The organism is Blastococcus sp. SYSU D00868, assembly GCF_054050575.1.
Window position 1 is genome coordinate 217752 of the sequence record NZ_JBJGZO010000003.1, and the last position, 14334, is coordinate 232085.

The following is a 14334-nucleotide window of genomic DNA, read 5'->3' on the forward strand; positions in this document are numbered from 1 at the left end:
TCTCAGGGTGTCATGTAGGGGCGCGACCTGCGGCAACGCCTGCGAGTGACACACCTCTAAAGGGCGGGGCCACGGCGGATCTCGCCCGCCGGCTCGGAGGCGACCTCCAGGGTGTGCGCGTCGGCCTCCCGGCGCAGCGGCCAGGATGCGGGCAGCACCAGGCGCGGCGCGACGCCCACGAGGACGGCGATCAGGAATGCGACGCCGGCCAGCGCCTCCCCTGACTCCTCGATGAACGTCAGGGCGGCGTGCAACCGCCCGGAGGCCAGGTCGGAGGCGGCCGCCAGCCCGACCGACGCCACGGCGTAGCCGGTCAGGCACAGCAGGATCCGACGCCGGTCACGGCGCTCGGCCCGCGAGATGACGGCCAGGGCGGCCACCACCCCACCGGCGGCGACCATGCTCAGCGCGACCGCCTGCGCTTCGCCGAGCGCGCCGGCCAGGCGGGCCATGCCCTCGGAGTGCACGGTGCTGCCGGTCTTGATCACGGCGATCACGGCGGCGACGAGGCCGACTGCCGCCCACCAGGTCCGGCGGCCGGGGATGCGACCGGCAGCCGCGAAGCCGGCGAACGCCGCGACGGCGAACAGGCCGGCGACGAACAGCCGCGGCGCCGAGTACGGCGCGTCCATCGACAGGGCCCGGGCCGTGGGGCCGGTGGCGCCGGTCAGCCGCAGGACGTAGCCGACCCCCTCCAGCCCGACGGCGATGGCGGCGAGGGCCACGCCGACCGGCGGCAGCGGGACGTGCCGGCGGGCCGGAAGCAGCGCGGGGACCGGCGCGAGTTCGGCGCCGGTGTCCGCGGCTCGCTGATCGGCCAGGCGGATGCCGCGCCCGAGCACGACGGCGACGAGCGCGGCCAGCAGCGCCCACACGACCAGTCCGACGGCGATCCAGAACCACACGTCGGCCACATCGGCAGCCTCTCCGCCGCACCTGACGGGGTGGTCACACCAAAGGGGTGTCCGGGGCATGGGTGCCGCGAGTGGCCGACGGGGCCGCCGGGGTGCGGCCGGAACGCCGGACAGAGCACCGTGCCCCGCTCCTCCCTCGGCAGCCCGACCGGCGACCGCGACCGGATCCGGCTCCGCGACGCAGACGCCCTCCCTCGCGCGCCACTCCGGTCCGGGCAGGCTCGGGCTCCGTGCCTGCCCGGACCGGTGACACCACGGGGCCCGTGGGGTGGCTGTGACAAGGGGGGTGCGAAGAGGTCCGATCCCCGGATGTCGACAACCCGTTCGGCAGGAACTGCCCGGTGTTTCGACTGAAGGCGCCAACATGCGACGCCTAGGAAGGAGGCGTGTACCTCTTCGCCTTCGTCGGCATCGCCTGGCTGCTGACCGCCCCCGCGATGGCCGTGCTGACCGGCAAGATCATCAGGGCCGGCGCGCGGCGCACGGAGGAGGACTCGCTGTTCACCTTTCTCGAGGCGGACCTGCGCCGTGGCTCCCGACGCCCGGCTGCCTGAGCAGGCCCGGACGATCTCCCCCGTGTGGGTGATGACGCCGGCCCGATCCGGGGGCGGCGACCTCGGGGACGCCTACGGTTCGGGCGTGCGCCTCCTCTTCGTCTGCACGGGCAACCTGTGCCGCTCCCCCGTGGCCGAACGACTCATGCTCGCCCGGGCGGCCCGCTCGCTCGCGGAGAGCCCCGAGCTCACACGCGTCGAGGTGCTCAGCGCCGGCGTGCACGCCGACGCCGACAGCCGGATGGACCCGCACAGCGCCCGGGCCCTGCAGGCGCTGGGCGGCGACCCCGCCGGCTTCGCCTCGCGGCGCCTCTCCCCTGAGCTGGCCCGCTCGGCCGACCTGGTGCTGACCATGACCCGGGAGCACCGTTCGGCCGTCCTCGGTCTCGACCCGCGGGGCCTGCGGAAGACGTTCACCCTCGCCGAGGCCGCCGACCTGGTGCAGCTCGCGGACCTCTCCGGGCTGGGCCTCATGCCGGTCGACGCCCGGACGCCCGAGCTGGGCCTCCGGCTGGACGCCGCGCGGTCGCGCCGGCAGAGCGACCTGTCCGACGACATCGCCGACCCGGTGGGCCAGCGCGCCGCCGCGCACGCAGACGTCGCCGGCCGCATCGACCGCGCTCTCGCGCCGATCGCGGACGTGCTCTTCACCAGCGTGCGCCGGCAGCTCGCCGCGCCGATCTCCGCTTAGGCAGCGTCGGGGTCGCCCGTGGCGGCCGCGCCCTGCAGCGTGGCGATGCGCGCCAGCAGCGGGATGAACGCCTCGGCTATGGCTGCCCCCACCTCTTCGTGCACCTCCACCGGCAGGCCGATGGGGTCGCGGACGTCGTCGCCGGGGCCGGCCTGCCGGCGCGACCGCGCGCCGTTCATCTCGCGGACGAGCGCACGGGCCCGGTCGGCGAGCCCCTCCCCCGACAGGTCCACGTCGCCGAGCAGCCGCACGAGGTCGGCCGCCTCCCGCAGCGTGAAGGTGCGGGCGAGCGCGCGGGGGGCCAGCTCGAGCACGCGGCGCCGGTGGGCGCGGGTCATGGTGAGCGTGAGGTCGGCGTCGATCGCCATGTCCTCGACGAGCTGGCGAGCCACGAATCCGGCCGGCTCACCGCCGTAGCCCTGGAGGACCAGCGCGCTGTTCGGGTGAATGGCCGAGCCCACGACCGCCCCGACGCCGGCGCTGGTCAGCCGGACCAGCGCCGCGTCCTCACCGAGCCGGTCGTCGAGGTAGGCGCGACCGAGCCGCTCGGCGAGCGCGGAGCGGCAGATGTTGCCCGTGCACACCAGGAGCACGGTGAAGACCGGCTCGGGCGACCAGTGGCGGGGCACCGGGACATTGTGCGATGGGTCAGTAGGCCCCGCTGCCGCGGACGACGGCGCCGACTGTCTTCCACAGGATCATGAAGTCGAAGGCCAGCGACCAGTTCTCGACGTAGCGGACGTCGATGCGCACCGAGTCATCCCAGGAGAGGTCGGAGCGGCCGCTGACCTGCCACAGACCCGTCAGACCGGGCTTGACGAGGAAGCGGCGGTGCATGTCGAAGCCGTACTTCTCGACCTCGCGCAGCAACGGCGGGCGCGGGCCGACCAGGCTCATGTCGCCCGTGACCACGTTGATGAGCTGCGGCAGCTCGTCGATGGAGTAGCGGCGCAGTACGCGGCCGACGCGGGTGACGCGCGGGTCGACCTTCTTCTTGAACAGCACGCCGTTGCCGTCGCTGCCGGCTTCGGTGGCCAGCCGGTCGACCATCCGGTCGGCGTCCACGACCATGCTGCGGAACTTCAGCATCGAGAAGGTGCGGCCGTCGCGGCCCACCCGCTCCTGGCGAAAGAACACCGGCCCCCGGCTGGTCACCTTGATGGCGAGCGCGACGCCGATGAGCAGCGGGGCGAGGAACAGCAGGCCGATCGCGGCGCTGGTGCGGTCGAAGGCCTCCTTGGTGAGGCGGCGGACGCCGGTCAGCTCCGGGCGCTCCATGTGCAGGAGCGGCAGGCCGGAGACGGGGCGGATCCGCACCCGCGGGCCGACGATCTCGGTGACCGCCGGGGCGAGCAACAGCTCGGCGTCGGTCGCCTCGAGCTCCCAGCCGAGGCGGCGCAGCGCGGAGCCGTCGAGCTCCGGGCACGGGAGGACGGCGACGGTGTCGACCTCATAGGCCTTGACGACCTCGGCCACCTGGGTGAGGTCGCCGAGCACCGGCAGGCCGTGGAAGGCGTCTTTGCCCGCGACCTGCTGGCCGGCCGGCAGGCAGCAGCCGATCACGCGATAGCCGTGGAAGGCCTCCCGGTCGAGCTGCTCATCGAGGGCGCCGACCCCGCCGCGGTGGCCGACGAGGATGGTCGTCTGCATCCGCTGCCCGTGCCGCCGCGCCCGGTGCAGGCCCTGCCGCTGCGCGTACCGGGCGGCGAGGGTGAGCACCATGGCCAGCGGCAGCGCGATCACGACGAAGCCGCGGGCGACGTCGAGCTTGAACGCCCAGGAGACGGTGCCGACCGCGGCGAGCAGCATCATCGCCGCGACGAACACCCGGCGGAACTCCTCCGGGCCCACCCACAGGAAGCGCTGCTCGTACGCGCGGCCGACCAGCATCGCCAGCACCCAGACCGCGGGGAGCAGAACGGCGAGCGCGAGCGGGACACTCGCGGTCTCCGTGCCGGCCGGGCCGAAGCGGACCAAGTAGCCGACGCAGGCCGCGAGCCCGGCGATGACCGCATCGACGGCCATCAGCCGGCGGACGTAGGAGCCGCGCCAGGCGCGTCGGGCGGTCGTCCCCTCGCCGCGGAGACGTGGAGCGAGGAACCCCCACCCGCGGCTGCGGACGATGTCGGGTTGACGGACCGCTTCGTCACGCGCGACAGCCATGAGAAGAAACGCACCCCCGTGCGAATGGCAACCCACGATGCCCCTACACAGGGGTTGGGCTGATCCTGCGAGTGAACTCGGCGAACTTCAGCGTCCAACCGGCGGCACTGAGGTTACGGACCTGCCACGTTTTCGCAAGGGGGAGGCTGGAGTCGGTCGAGTTACAGCCGTCACTCCAACGACGGACTCGCTACGTCACCCCGCTCGGCGTCCCAGCGCCCGGTAGGACCAGCCAGCCTCCGTCCAGGCCGTGCGGGAGAGCGCGTTGCGCCCGTCGAGCACCCGCTTCTGCGCCACGACCCCACCGAAGGCGACCGGGTCGAGGTCGAGGTACTCCTTCCACTCGGTGAGCACCAGGACGGCGTCGGCGCGGTCGGCGGCCTCCTCCGCGGTGTCGGCGTAGTCGAGCTGCGGCCACTGCCGGCGGGCGTTCTCCACCGCGGCCGGGTCGGTGACGCGCACGACCGCGCCCTGCAGTTGGAGCTGCGCGGCGACGTTGAGGGCCGGGGAGTCGCGAATGTCGTCTGAGTCGGGCTTGAACGCCGCGCCGAGGATGGCCACCCGCTTGCCGAGCAGCGATCCGTCGCAGACCTCGCGGGCCAGCTCCACCATCCGGATCCGCCGGCGCATGTTGATGTTGTCGACCTCGCGCAGGAACGTCAGCGCCTGGTCCGCGCCGAGCTCGCCGGCGCGGGCCATGAACGCCCGGATGTCCTTGGGCAGGCAGCCCCCGCCGAACCCGAGGCCGGCGTTGAGGAACTTGCGGCCGATCCGGTCGTCGTAGCCGATGGCGTCGGCGAGCTGCTTCACGTCCGCGCCGGTGGCCTCGCACAGCTCGGCCATCGCGTTGATGAAGCTGATCTTCGTAGCGAGGAAGCTGTTGGCCGCGGTCTTGACCATCTCCGCGGTGGCGTAGTCGGTCACCACCTTCGGCGTCCCACGCTCGACGATCGGCGCGTACACCTCGTCGAGCATCCGCTCGGCCGTCTCGCCGGAGCCGTCGGTGGGCAGGCCGTAGACGAGACGGTCGGGGTGCAGGGTGTCCTGCACGGCGAAGCCCTCGCGGAGGAACTCCGGGTTCCACGCGAGCAGCGCGCCGGGCACCTTCTCCCCCACCATCTCGGCGAGGCGCGCCGCCGTCCCGACCGGGACCGTCGACTTGCCGGCCACCAGCTCACCGGGCTGCAGCACCTCGAGCAGCGACTCGGTGGCGGCCTCGACGTAGCGGAGGTCGGCGGCGTACTCGCCGCGCTTTTGGGGCGTCCCGACACAGACGAAGTGCACCTGCGCGCCGGCCGCGTCGGCCATGTCGGTGCTGAACTGCAGCCGGCCGGTGGCGAGGGTCTTCTGCAGCAGCTCCTCGAAGCCGGGCTCGTAGAAGGGCGCCCGCGCCTCACGGAGTGCGGCGATCTTCGGCTCGTCGACGTCGATGCCGACCACGTCGTGGCCGAGATCCGCCATCGACGCTGCGTGCACCGCGCCCAAGTAACCGCAACCGATGACCGAGATCCGCATGAGTTCCCCACCCGTGAACGAGGTCGACGAGGCAAACCGTACGGGTGCGATCAGGAACCGATCCAGCCGTGTCCGCGGGTCATCCCCAGCCAGCTCGTGAGGACTTCAGATCCCGGGACGGACGACGCCGCAACGGCACGCGTACAGACTCGAGCCGCTGAAGGCGTCCTCGCCGGACCAGCGGAAGCGGTGCCGGCACTCCCGCGCGGTCACGCGCTCGACCGGGAACGCCAGCAGCACGGCGCTCGATCGAGGCCGTACCGACGGTGACTCCGGCTTCACGCGCGAGACTGTGGCAACGACGCTCGCTCAGGGGAAGGGCGGGGCACGTCCTGCCGCGACAGTCACGGACCGTGCACTCGACAGATCAGCCGGGATCAGGAACGAACACGGCCTCTACCTGGTGTTTGATCCCGCGGAGCCATGGGGAACGGCACACGAGCCCGGGGGGATCTGACGACGGGCCAGCAGGCACCGGCCGACCGCTCACCGAGGAGCGCAATGACCTGGTGGTGGATCGTTCTCGCCGGCTGGCCGCTGGTCTCGGCACCGGCGGCCATCCTGATTGGTCGGGGCGTCCGCCTCGCCGACCGCCGTCGAGGCGTCGGGCGCGAGGCTCTCCCGTACGTCCGCATCCCGCGGGTCGCGAGGCTGGCAGTGCAGTCCGGCAGCCGCCGCGCCGGCTGACCGGTCCGACTCCTCACGCCGCCCAGGGCTCGGTCCATCCGACCAACGCGCCTCGCAACCCACCCGAGACACTGACGCCCCACGCCTCCCGCCTGCTCCTCGGGAGACCTGGCCCTGGAGCCCCCCGCCCGTACCCTCGAGCAGCGATGCCTGCTGGACGGGGGACACATGACTGACGACGATTGGCCTACCCGGCGCCTGGATCTCCGCGCGCACGAGGGCGTCGAGCACGGTCCCGAGGACGACGATCGGCCAGACGAGGAACCGAGGCCCCGCGGCAGGCGTGTGCTGCGGCGAGTGCTGCTCGCCACGGGGATCCTGACGGTCGTGCTGGCTCTGCTGCTGGGCGGCGGCGTCTGGTTCCTGATGGAGCGGTACGCGGGCAACATCGACCGGGTCGCGGACGTGTTCGACGGCCTCGACGAGGACTCCCGTCCCCAGGCGCCGACGCCAGAGCAGCCGACCGCGGAGGACCCGGTCACCTTCTTGCTGGTCGGTTCTGACACCCGGGCGACGGCGGATGAAGGCGTCGCCGAGGGTGGTCGCTCGGACGCCATCATGATCGCCCGCTTCGCCGGCGACCGTCGGCACGCCCAGCTCGTCTCCATCCCCCGGGACTCCTGGGTCGACATACCCGGCCACGGCAGGAACAAGATCAACGCCGCGTACGCGTTCGGCGGGCCGACCCTCCTCATCCAGACGGTCGAGCAGCTGACCGGCGTCCGGATCGACCACTACGTCACCATCGACTTCGAGGGCATCATCCAGGTCACCGACGACCTCGGCGGAGTAGACGTGGTCGTCGCGGAGACGACCAGCAACGGGCCCTACACGTTCCCCGCGGGCGTCAACCACCTCGACGGCGACCAAGCGCGGTGGTACCTCGGCCAGCGGTACGGCCTCACGGGCGGTGACTTCGACCGGGTGCGGCGGCAGCAGCAGTTCTTGCGGGCGATGTTCACCCAGCTCTTCAGCAGTGACACGTTCACCGATCCCGGGCGGTTGGACTCCGCACTGCGGGCCGTCACCGGCGCCGTTGCGGTCGACGACACGTTGAGCAACACCGACCTCCTGTCGCTCGCGTACTCGCTGCGCAACCTCACGCCGGACAACGTCGAAGCCTTCACGGCGCCGGTGCTCGGAACGGGTCGTGAGGGCGCAGCCAGCGTCGTCTACCTCGACGCCGTGACGTGCGAGCGCATGTGGACCTACCTGCGCAACGACTCGTTGGCCGCCAATTCCGCCGAGTTCGACACTCAGGCACTGCCAGACGTGCCCCGCTGACCTCGCGGTCCGGGCGCCGCGAACACCCACAACACGCCCGGCGGTCGTGGCGGAGAAGTAGATGACGGCTCGTTATGGTTCGCGAATGCACCGGATACTCCGCGGAATCCGTGACCGCCTGGCCCGGAAAGCGCTGCGGATCATCCTCCGACCTCAGGGCCCCGTGGGTTTGGTGCGCTTGGGCAGCGCCTACGGGGGCTGGTGGGTCCCTCAGACGGCACTGCGCCCGGGCGCGGTGGCGTACTGCGGCGGTGCGGGTGAGGACATCACCTTTGATGCCGCGTTGATCGACATGGGTCTAACGGTCCGCACCTTCGATCCAACTCCTCGCGCCGTCGAGCACGTTCGCACACATGGGCCGGCATCACCTAGGTTTCAGTTCTTTCCGGTCGGCTGGTGGGACGAAGTGGAGACCATTCGCTTCTACTCACCCGCCGACCCGTCACATGTCTCACATTCGGCGGTCAACCTCCAGAAGACCAAGGACTTTTTCGAGGCTAAGGTCTCACCGATCTGGAAATTGGCCGCCGACCTGGGCGACGCAAACATCGACATCCTCAAGATGGACATCGAAGGAGCCGAATACCGCGTCATTGACTCGCTACTGACGCGGGGACCACTCCCCGAGGTTTTGTGCATCGAGTTCGATCAGCCTCAGCCGCTGCGCGGCCTCCTACGGACCGTGCGCCGACTCACGCGGAAGGACTACTCCCTCCTGCACATCGACGGCTGGAACTACACCTTCGTTCGAGCGTCCGGGGACAGGCGCTGAGGACAGCTCCGGTGACACACGAGCAAAGCTGTGTGGCCAGTGGAGCTCACGAGGCTGAGCGGACGCCGCGAGACCCCTCTTAAGGCGCCTAGCGGGGCGTCCGCGCGACACTGGCTCGGTGCCACATCAGATGAGTCGCCCGATCTCCTGGGCACTCGGGCTGTCGGCGAGCGTCAGCCTCGTGGTGGCTCTGCTCCTACATCGCCCCGGCGCCGCTGTCCTCCTCGCAGCGCCGGTGGCCCTCCTGGCTCTTGCGTGGCCCGCAGGACGGCTGATGTGGCTCGTCCTCGGCGGCATGCTGGTGCTCCAATCCAGCGAGGGGCTGGCCCCAGAGAAGCTGGCATATCTGGCGGGTGTAGCTGTTGCCGGCGCTGTCTCGGTCGTCCGTTGGCCAACCCACATCAGACAACCTTGGGCGCGCCCGTTTCGCCTCGTGGGCTACGGCTGCTGCTTGCTGGCCGGGGTGGTCCTCATCTCGGCTTCGGTCGGCCTGGTCCGCGGCGAGTCCCTGACAAACGTGGCCCGTGATGCGCTGACCTACTCGCTCATCGTCGTCGGCCTACCCATCTCGCTCGACGCCGCCGCTGCTCTCCGACGCAGGACCGCCGAGCGGCTCGCGATTGCCGTCGCGCTCCTCGCGGCCGTCGGCTTCGCCACCGCATGGACGGCACGTCGAGGGGTGAGCGAAGTTGGCGTAGACCAGTTCCTTCTCGCCTCCACGGCTCTGATGGCGGTTGGGGTCGCACTCGCAATAACTAAGGCGCTCTCGGGGTCACGGATCAGATGGGCCTGGCTGGTGCCGCTCCCCGTGATCGTGAGCGCGCCGCTGATCACCGGCACACGCTCGGGTCTACTTCTCCTCCTCGGGGTCTTCAGCGTCGTCCGACTGGGAGACCGAAGGAAGCTCTCGTCGTTTCGCCTCATGGTTGGCATAGCGGCGGCGGCCGGCGCACTGCTCGCCCTCTTGCAGTTTCTAGGCCCTCGTCTGACGACCGGGAATTTCATCGAGCAACGACTCGTGACACTGCAGGCAGTGTTCTCCGGGGGACTCAGCGCCGATCAGTCGGGGAGAATCCGTCTGCTTGCATTCCGGATCGCCACGGACGAGTGGAACGCATTCCCCCTCCTCGGTCGGGGCTTCGGGCACGTGTACCCGAATCCCAACGACCTGATGTTGCCCGGCTCATTTCAATTGGACACGCCGATCCTGTTGCTCGCCAAGTTCGGACTGCTGGGAAGCGGGCTCCTCCTGGGAGGACTCGTCTTGGTCCTGTCCCCCATGTGGACAGCCAAACGGCTCATTGGCGGACGACTCCCTGAGCAGGCTGTCCTGCGAGGCTTCTCAGCAATCATGCTGGGGGTCCTGGCCATACTTCCGCCGACCGAGGACAAGGGATTCGCGCTGTCGCTCCCGCTGCTGTTGCTGCTCGTCGGGGCTGCGCTCCGCGAACGCCTCGCAGAGGAGGGCCCCGCCAGCAGCGCGTCGTCGTCAGCTGGCCAACCCTCCAGGCTCCACGGACGGCGCTCTCGGAGTCGAGGAAGGGTCACAGCGCAGGTCAGTCGGCCAGAGGTACACCCGCTACAGGCGACCCCTCGGGCCGTCCAGCCATCTCGGCACCGGCAGCCATCGATGAGACGAGGAACTCGTGAGCGAACTTCGGCAGGACCTAGCGAGATCGGGATACCCGTCGCTGCCACGCGCAGTCGCCGCGGCGTCCTACCGCCCCGAGGTTCGCGTCGTCATCCTCTACCGGTTGCAGGCGTGGTTCGCGGATCGGGGGCTACGTCCCCTCGCCCAATTGATGGTCAATCTGAACCAGTTGTTGACAGGGGCTGAGTTCGTCCTCGGCTGTCAGATTGGTGGCGGGCTTGTGGTGAAGCATCCCAACGGCATCGTCATCGGCAAGGGCGCCGTGATCGGTCGGGACTGCACCTTGCTCCACCAGGTGACGGTCGGCGAGCGCTACCTCGCGAGCGCCGGCGGGGGGGTGTATCCGACGATTGGAGACCGAGTGACACTCGGAGCGAAGAGCTCCATCTTGGGTGACCTCCATCTCGGTGACGACGTGACGGTTGGGGCTCACGCGCTCGTCCTCGCCGACGTTCCTTCCGGTGTCACCGTTCGGGGCGTACACGCATCGAGCGCCGGTGATGGTTGAGCCGAGTCCCGGCAACAGCGCCAATACACGGGGTAGGACACTGTTTCGCCTGAGTCACAGGATCGGCGCCCGAGGTCTCGCCAGCCTGGGGCAGGCGTGCATGCTGATCGCACTCGCGACGGAAGGCGGACCTGCTCCGTTCGGGGCCTTTGTGCTAACCCTGACTCTGGGGTACGTCGTTCACGGATTACTCGGGATGGGTCTCAGTGGCTGGGCCTTGCGACTGGCTGCGGAGCCGCGCGCCAGCGAACTCGCCGCAACGATGGGACGCTGCCGACTCGCGACCGCCATCCTCGGCTCTGCATTCGTCGGCGGCATCATGCTGTGCTGGCAGTCTTCGTCCCATACGTGGCAGGTCCTGGGAGCCGTTGTCGTCGGCGCCTTGGACACCATCATGGACCTCGCGGTGTCGCTCCTAGCTGGTCGCGGAGCGCAGGGAGCGGCCTCGGTGGCCATCATCGTCCAACGAGGACTGCCACTCCTCGGCATGGTGATCGGCATGCTCGCCGGGGACGCGTTTCTTGGTGTCGCCGTCGGCGCGACGGCCGGCCTCGCCTTCGCGGTTCCGCTTGTCTGGACGCGAGGACATGGAACGCCATTGCGTTCGGTTCTCCACGGTGCCCGCGGGTATTGGATCGCGAGCCTGGCGACGAATGCCTCTCAACTCGACTCGCTTCTCGTGAGCAGCGCCGTCGGGCTTCGTGGCGCTGGAATCTTCGGCGCCGGCAGCCGCATCGGCGGACCGTTGAACATCGTCACGAACTCCCTCCTCTCCCTCGTCGTCCCCACGTTGGCCTCTCTTGCTGCAGCGGAACGGCGCGCCGCCGTTCGCCGACTACTTCCGCCTGTCGGCGTGTACGCCGCCGTCCTCGTTGTCCTGAGCCCTGTGGCGGCCAGTGGATTGGTAGCGCTTCTCGGGGACGCATATCAGCCAGGCTGGCCCGTCTACACGTCGCTCGTGATCGGCGCCGCCATCAGCTCTCTCGCCCAGGTGCGGCAGGCCTATCTTTTCGCCGCTGGAGGTGCAGGAAAGGCGGGTCTCGTCCTCGCCCTGTGCGCCCCACTGGGGTTGGCGGGAATCTACTCAGCCGGGCACCTCTACGGTCTGACCGGGATCGGACTGGCGCACATCGGCTGGCAGGCGTTCATCCTGGCCGGCTTCATGCTGTGCAAGGCACCGGAGGACGCGGTGCACGCGCGTCACGCGGAGTCGCGGCCTTCGGCCGTCCGATGAGAACAGAGGAAAACGGTCGGTCAATGTCCCCCATGACACCCACGGCGCCCGACGGCAGTCGCCAGCGCACAGTCGTCATCCTCCAGCCGTACGTTCCCTCCTATCGGGTGGACTTGTTCGAAGGTCTGAACCAGCGTCTCAACGAGAACGGCGTGGAGCTCCTGGTTGTCACGGGAGCCCCGCGGGGCGCGCAGGCGGAGCGTCGCGATGCCGCTTCAGCTCACCCGTGGCAGCGGAATGTCCCCTCATGGCTCCTCCCGCTCGGTAAGCGTTCGCTGACGATTCGCCGACTACCTCGTGACCTGATGCGGCGAGCGGACGTTCTCGTGGCCGAGTTCTCGATCGGCAGCCTGGACACCTGGCGGTTGGCTCTCGACCCCCGTAGGGCACGCAAGCTGGTCCTCTGGGGGCACGTGAAGGCCTATGTGACGCAGGACCTGCCGATCGCAAGAGCGGCGAAGCGATTTCTGGGGCGTCGTGTGGCCGCGCTGTTTGCCTATACGCAGTCGGGAGCCACTTTCGGCGCGGACCTCGGGATCGATCATGGCAAGTTCACGGTCCTCAACAACTCCCTCCGAGTAGACCGCGGAAGTCGAAGGATCGTCACGGAGCGGGCGCCGGCTCGTCAGTCGTTCCTCTACCTCGGAGCGCTGGACGAGTCCAAGCGACTAGACGTCCTCCTCGACGTAGCTGATCGTGTTGCTGCTCGGCGTGACGACTTCGAGCTCGTGATAGCCGGAGACGGGGAGCAGCGGTCCTGGATCGCGACGCAAGCCGCCATGCGCCCCTACGTGCGAGTCGTCGGACGTGTTGACGGCCCCCAGAAGGCAGCACTGGCGGACGAGTGCGTCGGCATGCTCATTGCCGGCCGGGTGGGGCTCGTCGTGGTGGAGAGCTTCGGCCTGGGCCTTCCGCTCGTAGCGCCGACGTGGCATCGCCACGCCCCTGAGTTCGACTACTTGGAGGACCGGCGCAACGCAGTCATCGTGGACGACTCCGTGGAGGCGCTCGCAGACGCGGTTCAGAAAATGATGGACGATGTGGGGTTTCGACAGCGTCTGGTCGTAGGTTGCCGTGAGGGAGCGGCCAAGTACTCGCTCGAGGCGATGGTCGACAACTTCTGTCATGGGTTGTATCGCACTGGTCTCCTAGGAATGGATCCCAGGCGAGCGGATGCATCCACTCGTCCGCATCCGCGCCAGAGGGGCGGCAGACATGCGTAGGTCGGCCGTAGTGCAGGTCGGCCACGGGGGCCACCGCTATGCCTACGTGCGTTTCCTGATAGAGCGCGACCCGTCCGTGGTCCTCCTCATCGATTCTCAGGGGCTGGCGAGTGACGAGTACCGCGTACACCTGGCGGAGGTCATCGATGCGGCCGGCGTAGAGGTGGCGATATTGCCCTCGGACGGGAGTAGGGCGTCGCTCCTGGCAAGAGCCGCGACCATCGCCCGCGAAGCTGGCTGTCACCGCCTCGTGTTCCCAGACGGCGACCTCTGGCTGGCAGCTCTCGCCACGGCCCCCGCCGGAATTCGCCGGGGCTTGGCCTGCACCTTCCTCGTCATGCGCACGCCCTTCGGTCCGCAAAGACGCGCTCTTCATGCTGCTCGACTGATGACCAAAGCCCTGCTCGCGCACACCATCGCGCACCGGTGGCCGGATTCGCACGGATACTTCCTCACGGACTCAACCGGAGTCATCAACCGGCGTCCTTTTCTCCGTTCCCTAGAGCCCCTTCCCGACCCTCAGGCGCTGACGACGGGAATCGAGCGCGATCGGGCCCGAGCGACGTTGGGCTTACCCGTGACGGACTTCGTGATCGGTCTACTTGGAGGGGTGGACTCGCGGAAGCACCCCGAGATCCTGCTCGAGGCACTCAGGGGCCTGCCGCCGGACGTCCGGGTGCTCCTGTGTGGACGAGTGCACGCCACAATCCTCGCGCATATCGCCGCCCTGCCAGAGTCACTGCAGAATCGAGTCACCGTGCGAAATGGGACCTTGTCAGACGACGATTTGGCCGCCGCTGTACGCGCATGCGACGCCGTTGCTCTGCTTCATGATCTCGACGGCCCCAGCGGCATTATGGCCAACGCCCTCGGTCTCGGAGTCCCGGTGATCGCGGGCGAGTCCCCGTGGCTACGTACCATTGTGACAACTCTCCACTGTGGCGTCACGGCGCACCACGACGTCGCGTCCGTGACCGCCGCGATCACTCGATTGCGGCGGAGCACGACGTCTGTGAAGCGGGTGGTTCAAGGCACCCCGCAGGCTTTCGCCGAGAAGCTCCTGAGCCGGTGCTGACACGGCCTGGCGCTTGTCTGCCGCTGCCCAGTGCCGTGGCAACCGAGGGCCTCGCCTACCTCG

13 protein-coding genes are annotated in these 14334 nt (G+C 69.4%); 9 read left to right on the forward strand and 4 right to left on the reverse strand.

Translation table 11 applies throughout. The features are described 5' to 3' along the window. Positions 1–56: 56 nt before the first annotated feature. Positions 57–914, reverse strand: coding sequence for a hypothetical protein (locus ACI79F_RS04400; protein WP_456544105.1), 858 nt, complete (start codon positions 912–914; stop codon positions 57–59). Positions 915–1300: 386 nt separating this feature from the next. Here ACI79F_RS04400 and ACI79F_RS04405 point away from each other — a divergent pair, with 386 nt between their 5' ends. Together ACI79F_RS04405 and ACI79F_RS04410 are read left to right on the forward strand one after the other, a co-directional pair. After that, a complete protein-coding gene (locus ACI79F_RS04405; RefSeq protein ID WP_456544104.1) occupies positions 1301–1468 on the forward strand; it encodes a hypothetical protein in 168 nt (55 codons plus the stop codon). Between the two features lie 85 nt (positions 1469–1553). Further along, positions 1554–2159 (forward strand): arsenate reductase/protein-tyrosine-phosphatase family protein, encoded by a 606-nt coding sequence (locus ACI79F_RS04410; protein WP_456544103.1) that lies wholly within the window; start codon positions 1554–1556, stop codon positions 2157–2159. Here ACI79F_RS04410 and ACI79F_RS04415 read toward each other — a convergent pair. From ACI79F_RS04415 to ACI79F_RS04425, 3 genes are all read right to left on the reverse strand, one after another. Further along, positions 2156–2788 carry an arsenate reductase/protein-tyrosine-phosphatase family protein gene (locus ACI79F_RS04415; RefSeq protein ID WP_456544102.1) on the reverse strand — a complete coding sequence of 211 codons (633 nt, stop codon included), beginning with the start codon at positions 2786–2788 and terminating at the stop codon, positions 2156–2158. The two genes, ACI79F_RS04410 and ACI79F_RS04415, sit on opposite strands and share 4 nt — an antisense overlap. 19 nt (positions 2789–2807) lie before the next feature. Next, positions 2808–4184: a sugar transferase gene (locus tag ACI79F_RS04420; RefSeq protein WP_456544101.1), complete on the reverse strand. Its 1377-nt coding sequence runs from the start codon at positions 4182–4184 to the stop codon at positions 2808–2810. A 333-nt stretch (positions 4185–4517) separates the two neighbouring features. Further along, positions 4518–5837, reverse strand: a complete 1320-nt coding sequence (locus ACI79F_RS04425) for a UDP-glucose dehydrogenase family protein (protein WP_456544100.1) — start codon at positions 5835–5837, stop codon at positions 4518–4520. Positions 5838–6821: 984 nt separating this feature from the next. Between ACI79F_RS04425 and ACI79F_RS04430 the strand changes: the two genes are divergently transcribed. The 7 genes from ACI79F_RS04430 to ACI79F_RS04460 all read left to right on the forward strand — a co-directional run bounded on the left by ACI79F_RS04430 (position 6822) and on the right by ACI79F_RS04460 (position 14271). After that, positions 6822–7808: an LCP family protein gene (locus ACI79F_RS04430; protein WP_456544099.1), complete on the forward strand. Its 987-nt coding sequence runs from the start codon at positions 6822–6824 to the stop codon at positions 7806–7808. 172 nt (positions 7809–7980) lie between these two features. After that, the gene (locus tag ACI79F_RS04435) at positions 7981–8580 is read left to right on the forward strand and encodes an FkbM family methyltransferase (RefSeq protein ID WP_456544098.1); all 600 of its coding nucleotides are present in this window, start codon (positions 7981–7983) and stop codon (positions 8578–8580) included. A gap of 274 nt (positions 8581–8854) precedes the next feature. Continuing rightward, on the forward strand, positions 8855–10417 hold the full coding sequence (locus ACI79F_RS04440; protein ID WP_456544097.1) for an O-antigen ligase family protein: 1563 nt from the start codon (positions 8855–8857) through the stop codon (positions 10415–10417). Then, a complete protein-coding gene (locus tag ACI79F_RS04445) occupies positions 10383–10739 on the forward strand; it encodes a serine O-acetyltransferase (RefSeq protein ID WP_456544096.1) in 357 nt (118 codons plus the stop codon). Before ACI79F_RS04440 ends, ACI79F_RS04445 begins: the two co-directional genes overlap by 35 nt. Before the next feature lie 100 nt (positions 10740–10839). Then, positions 10840–11973, forward strand: coding sequence for a lipopolysaccharide biosynthesis protein (locus ACI79F_RS04450; RefSeq protein ID WP_456544095.1), 1134 nt, complete (start codon positions 10840–10842; stop codon positions 11971–11973). Between the two features lie 107 nt (positions 11974–12080). Continuing rightward, positions 12081–13196, forward strand: a complete 1116-nt coding sequence (locus tag ACI79F_RS04455) for a glycosyltransferase family 4 protein (RefSeq protein WP_456544094.1) — start codon at positions 12081–12083, stop codon at positions 13194–13196. A 10-nt stretch (positions 13197–13206) separates the two neighbouring features. After that, positions 13207–14271 (forward strand): glycosyltransferase, encoded by a 1065-nt coding sequence (locus ACI79F_RS04460; RefSeq protein WP_456544093.1) that lies wholly within the window; start codon positions 13207–13209, stop codon positions 14269–14271. The last annotated feature ends 63 nt before the right edge of the window (positions 14272–14334 follow it).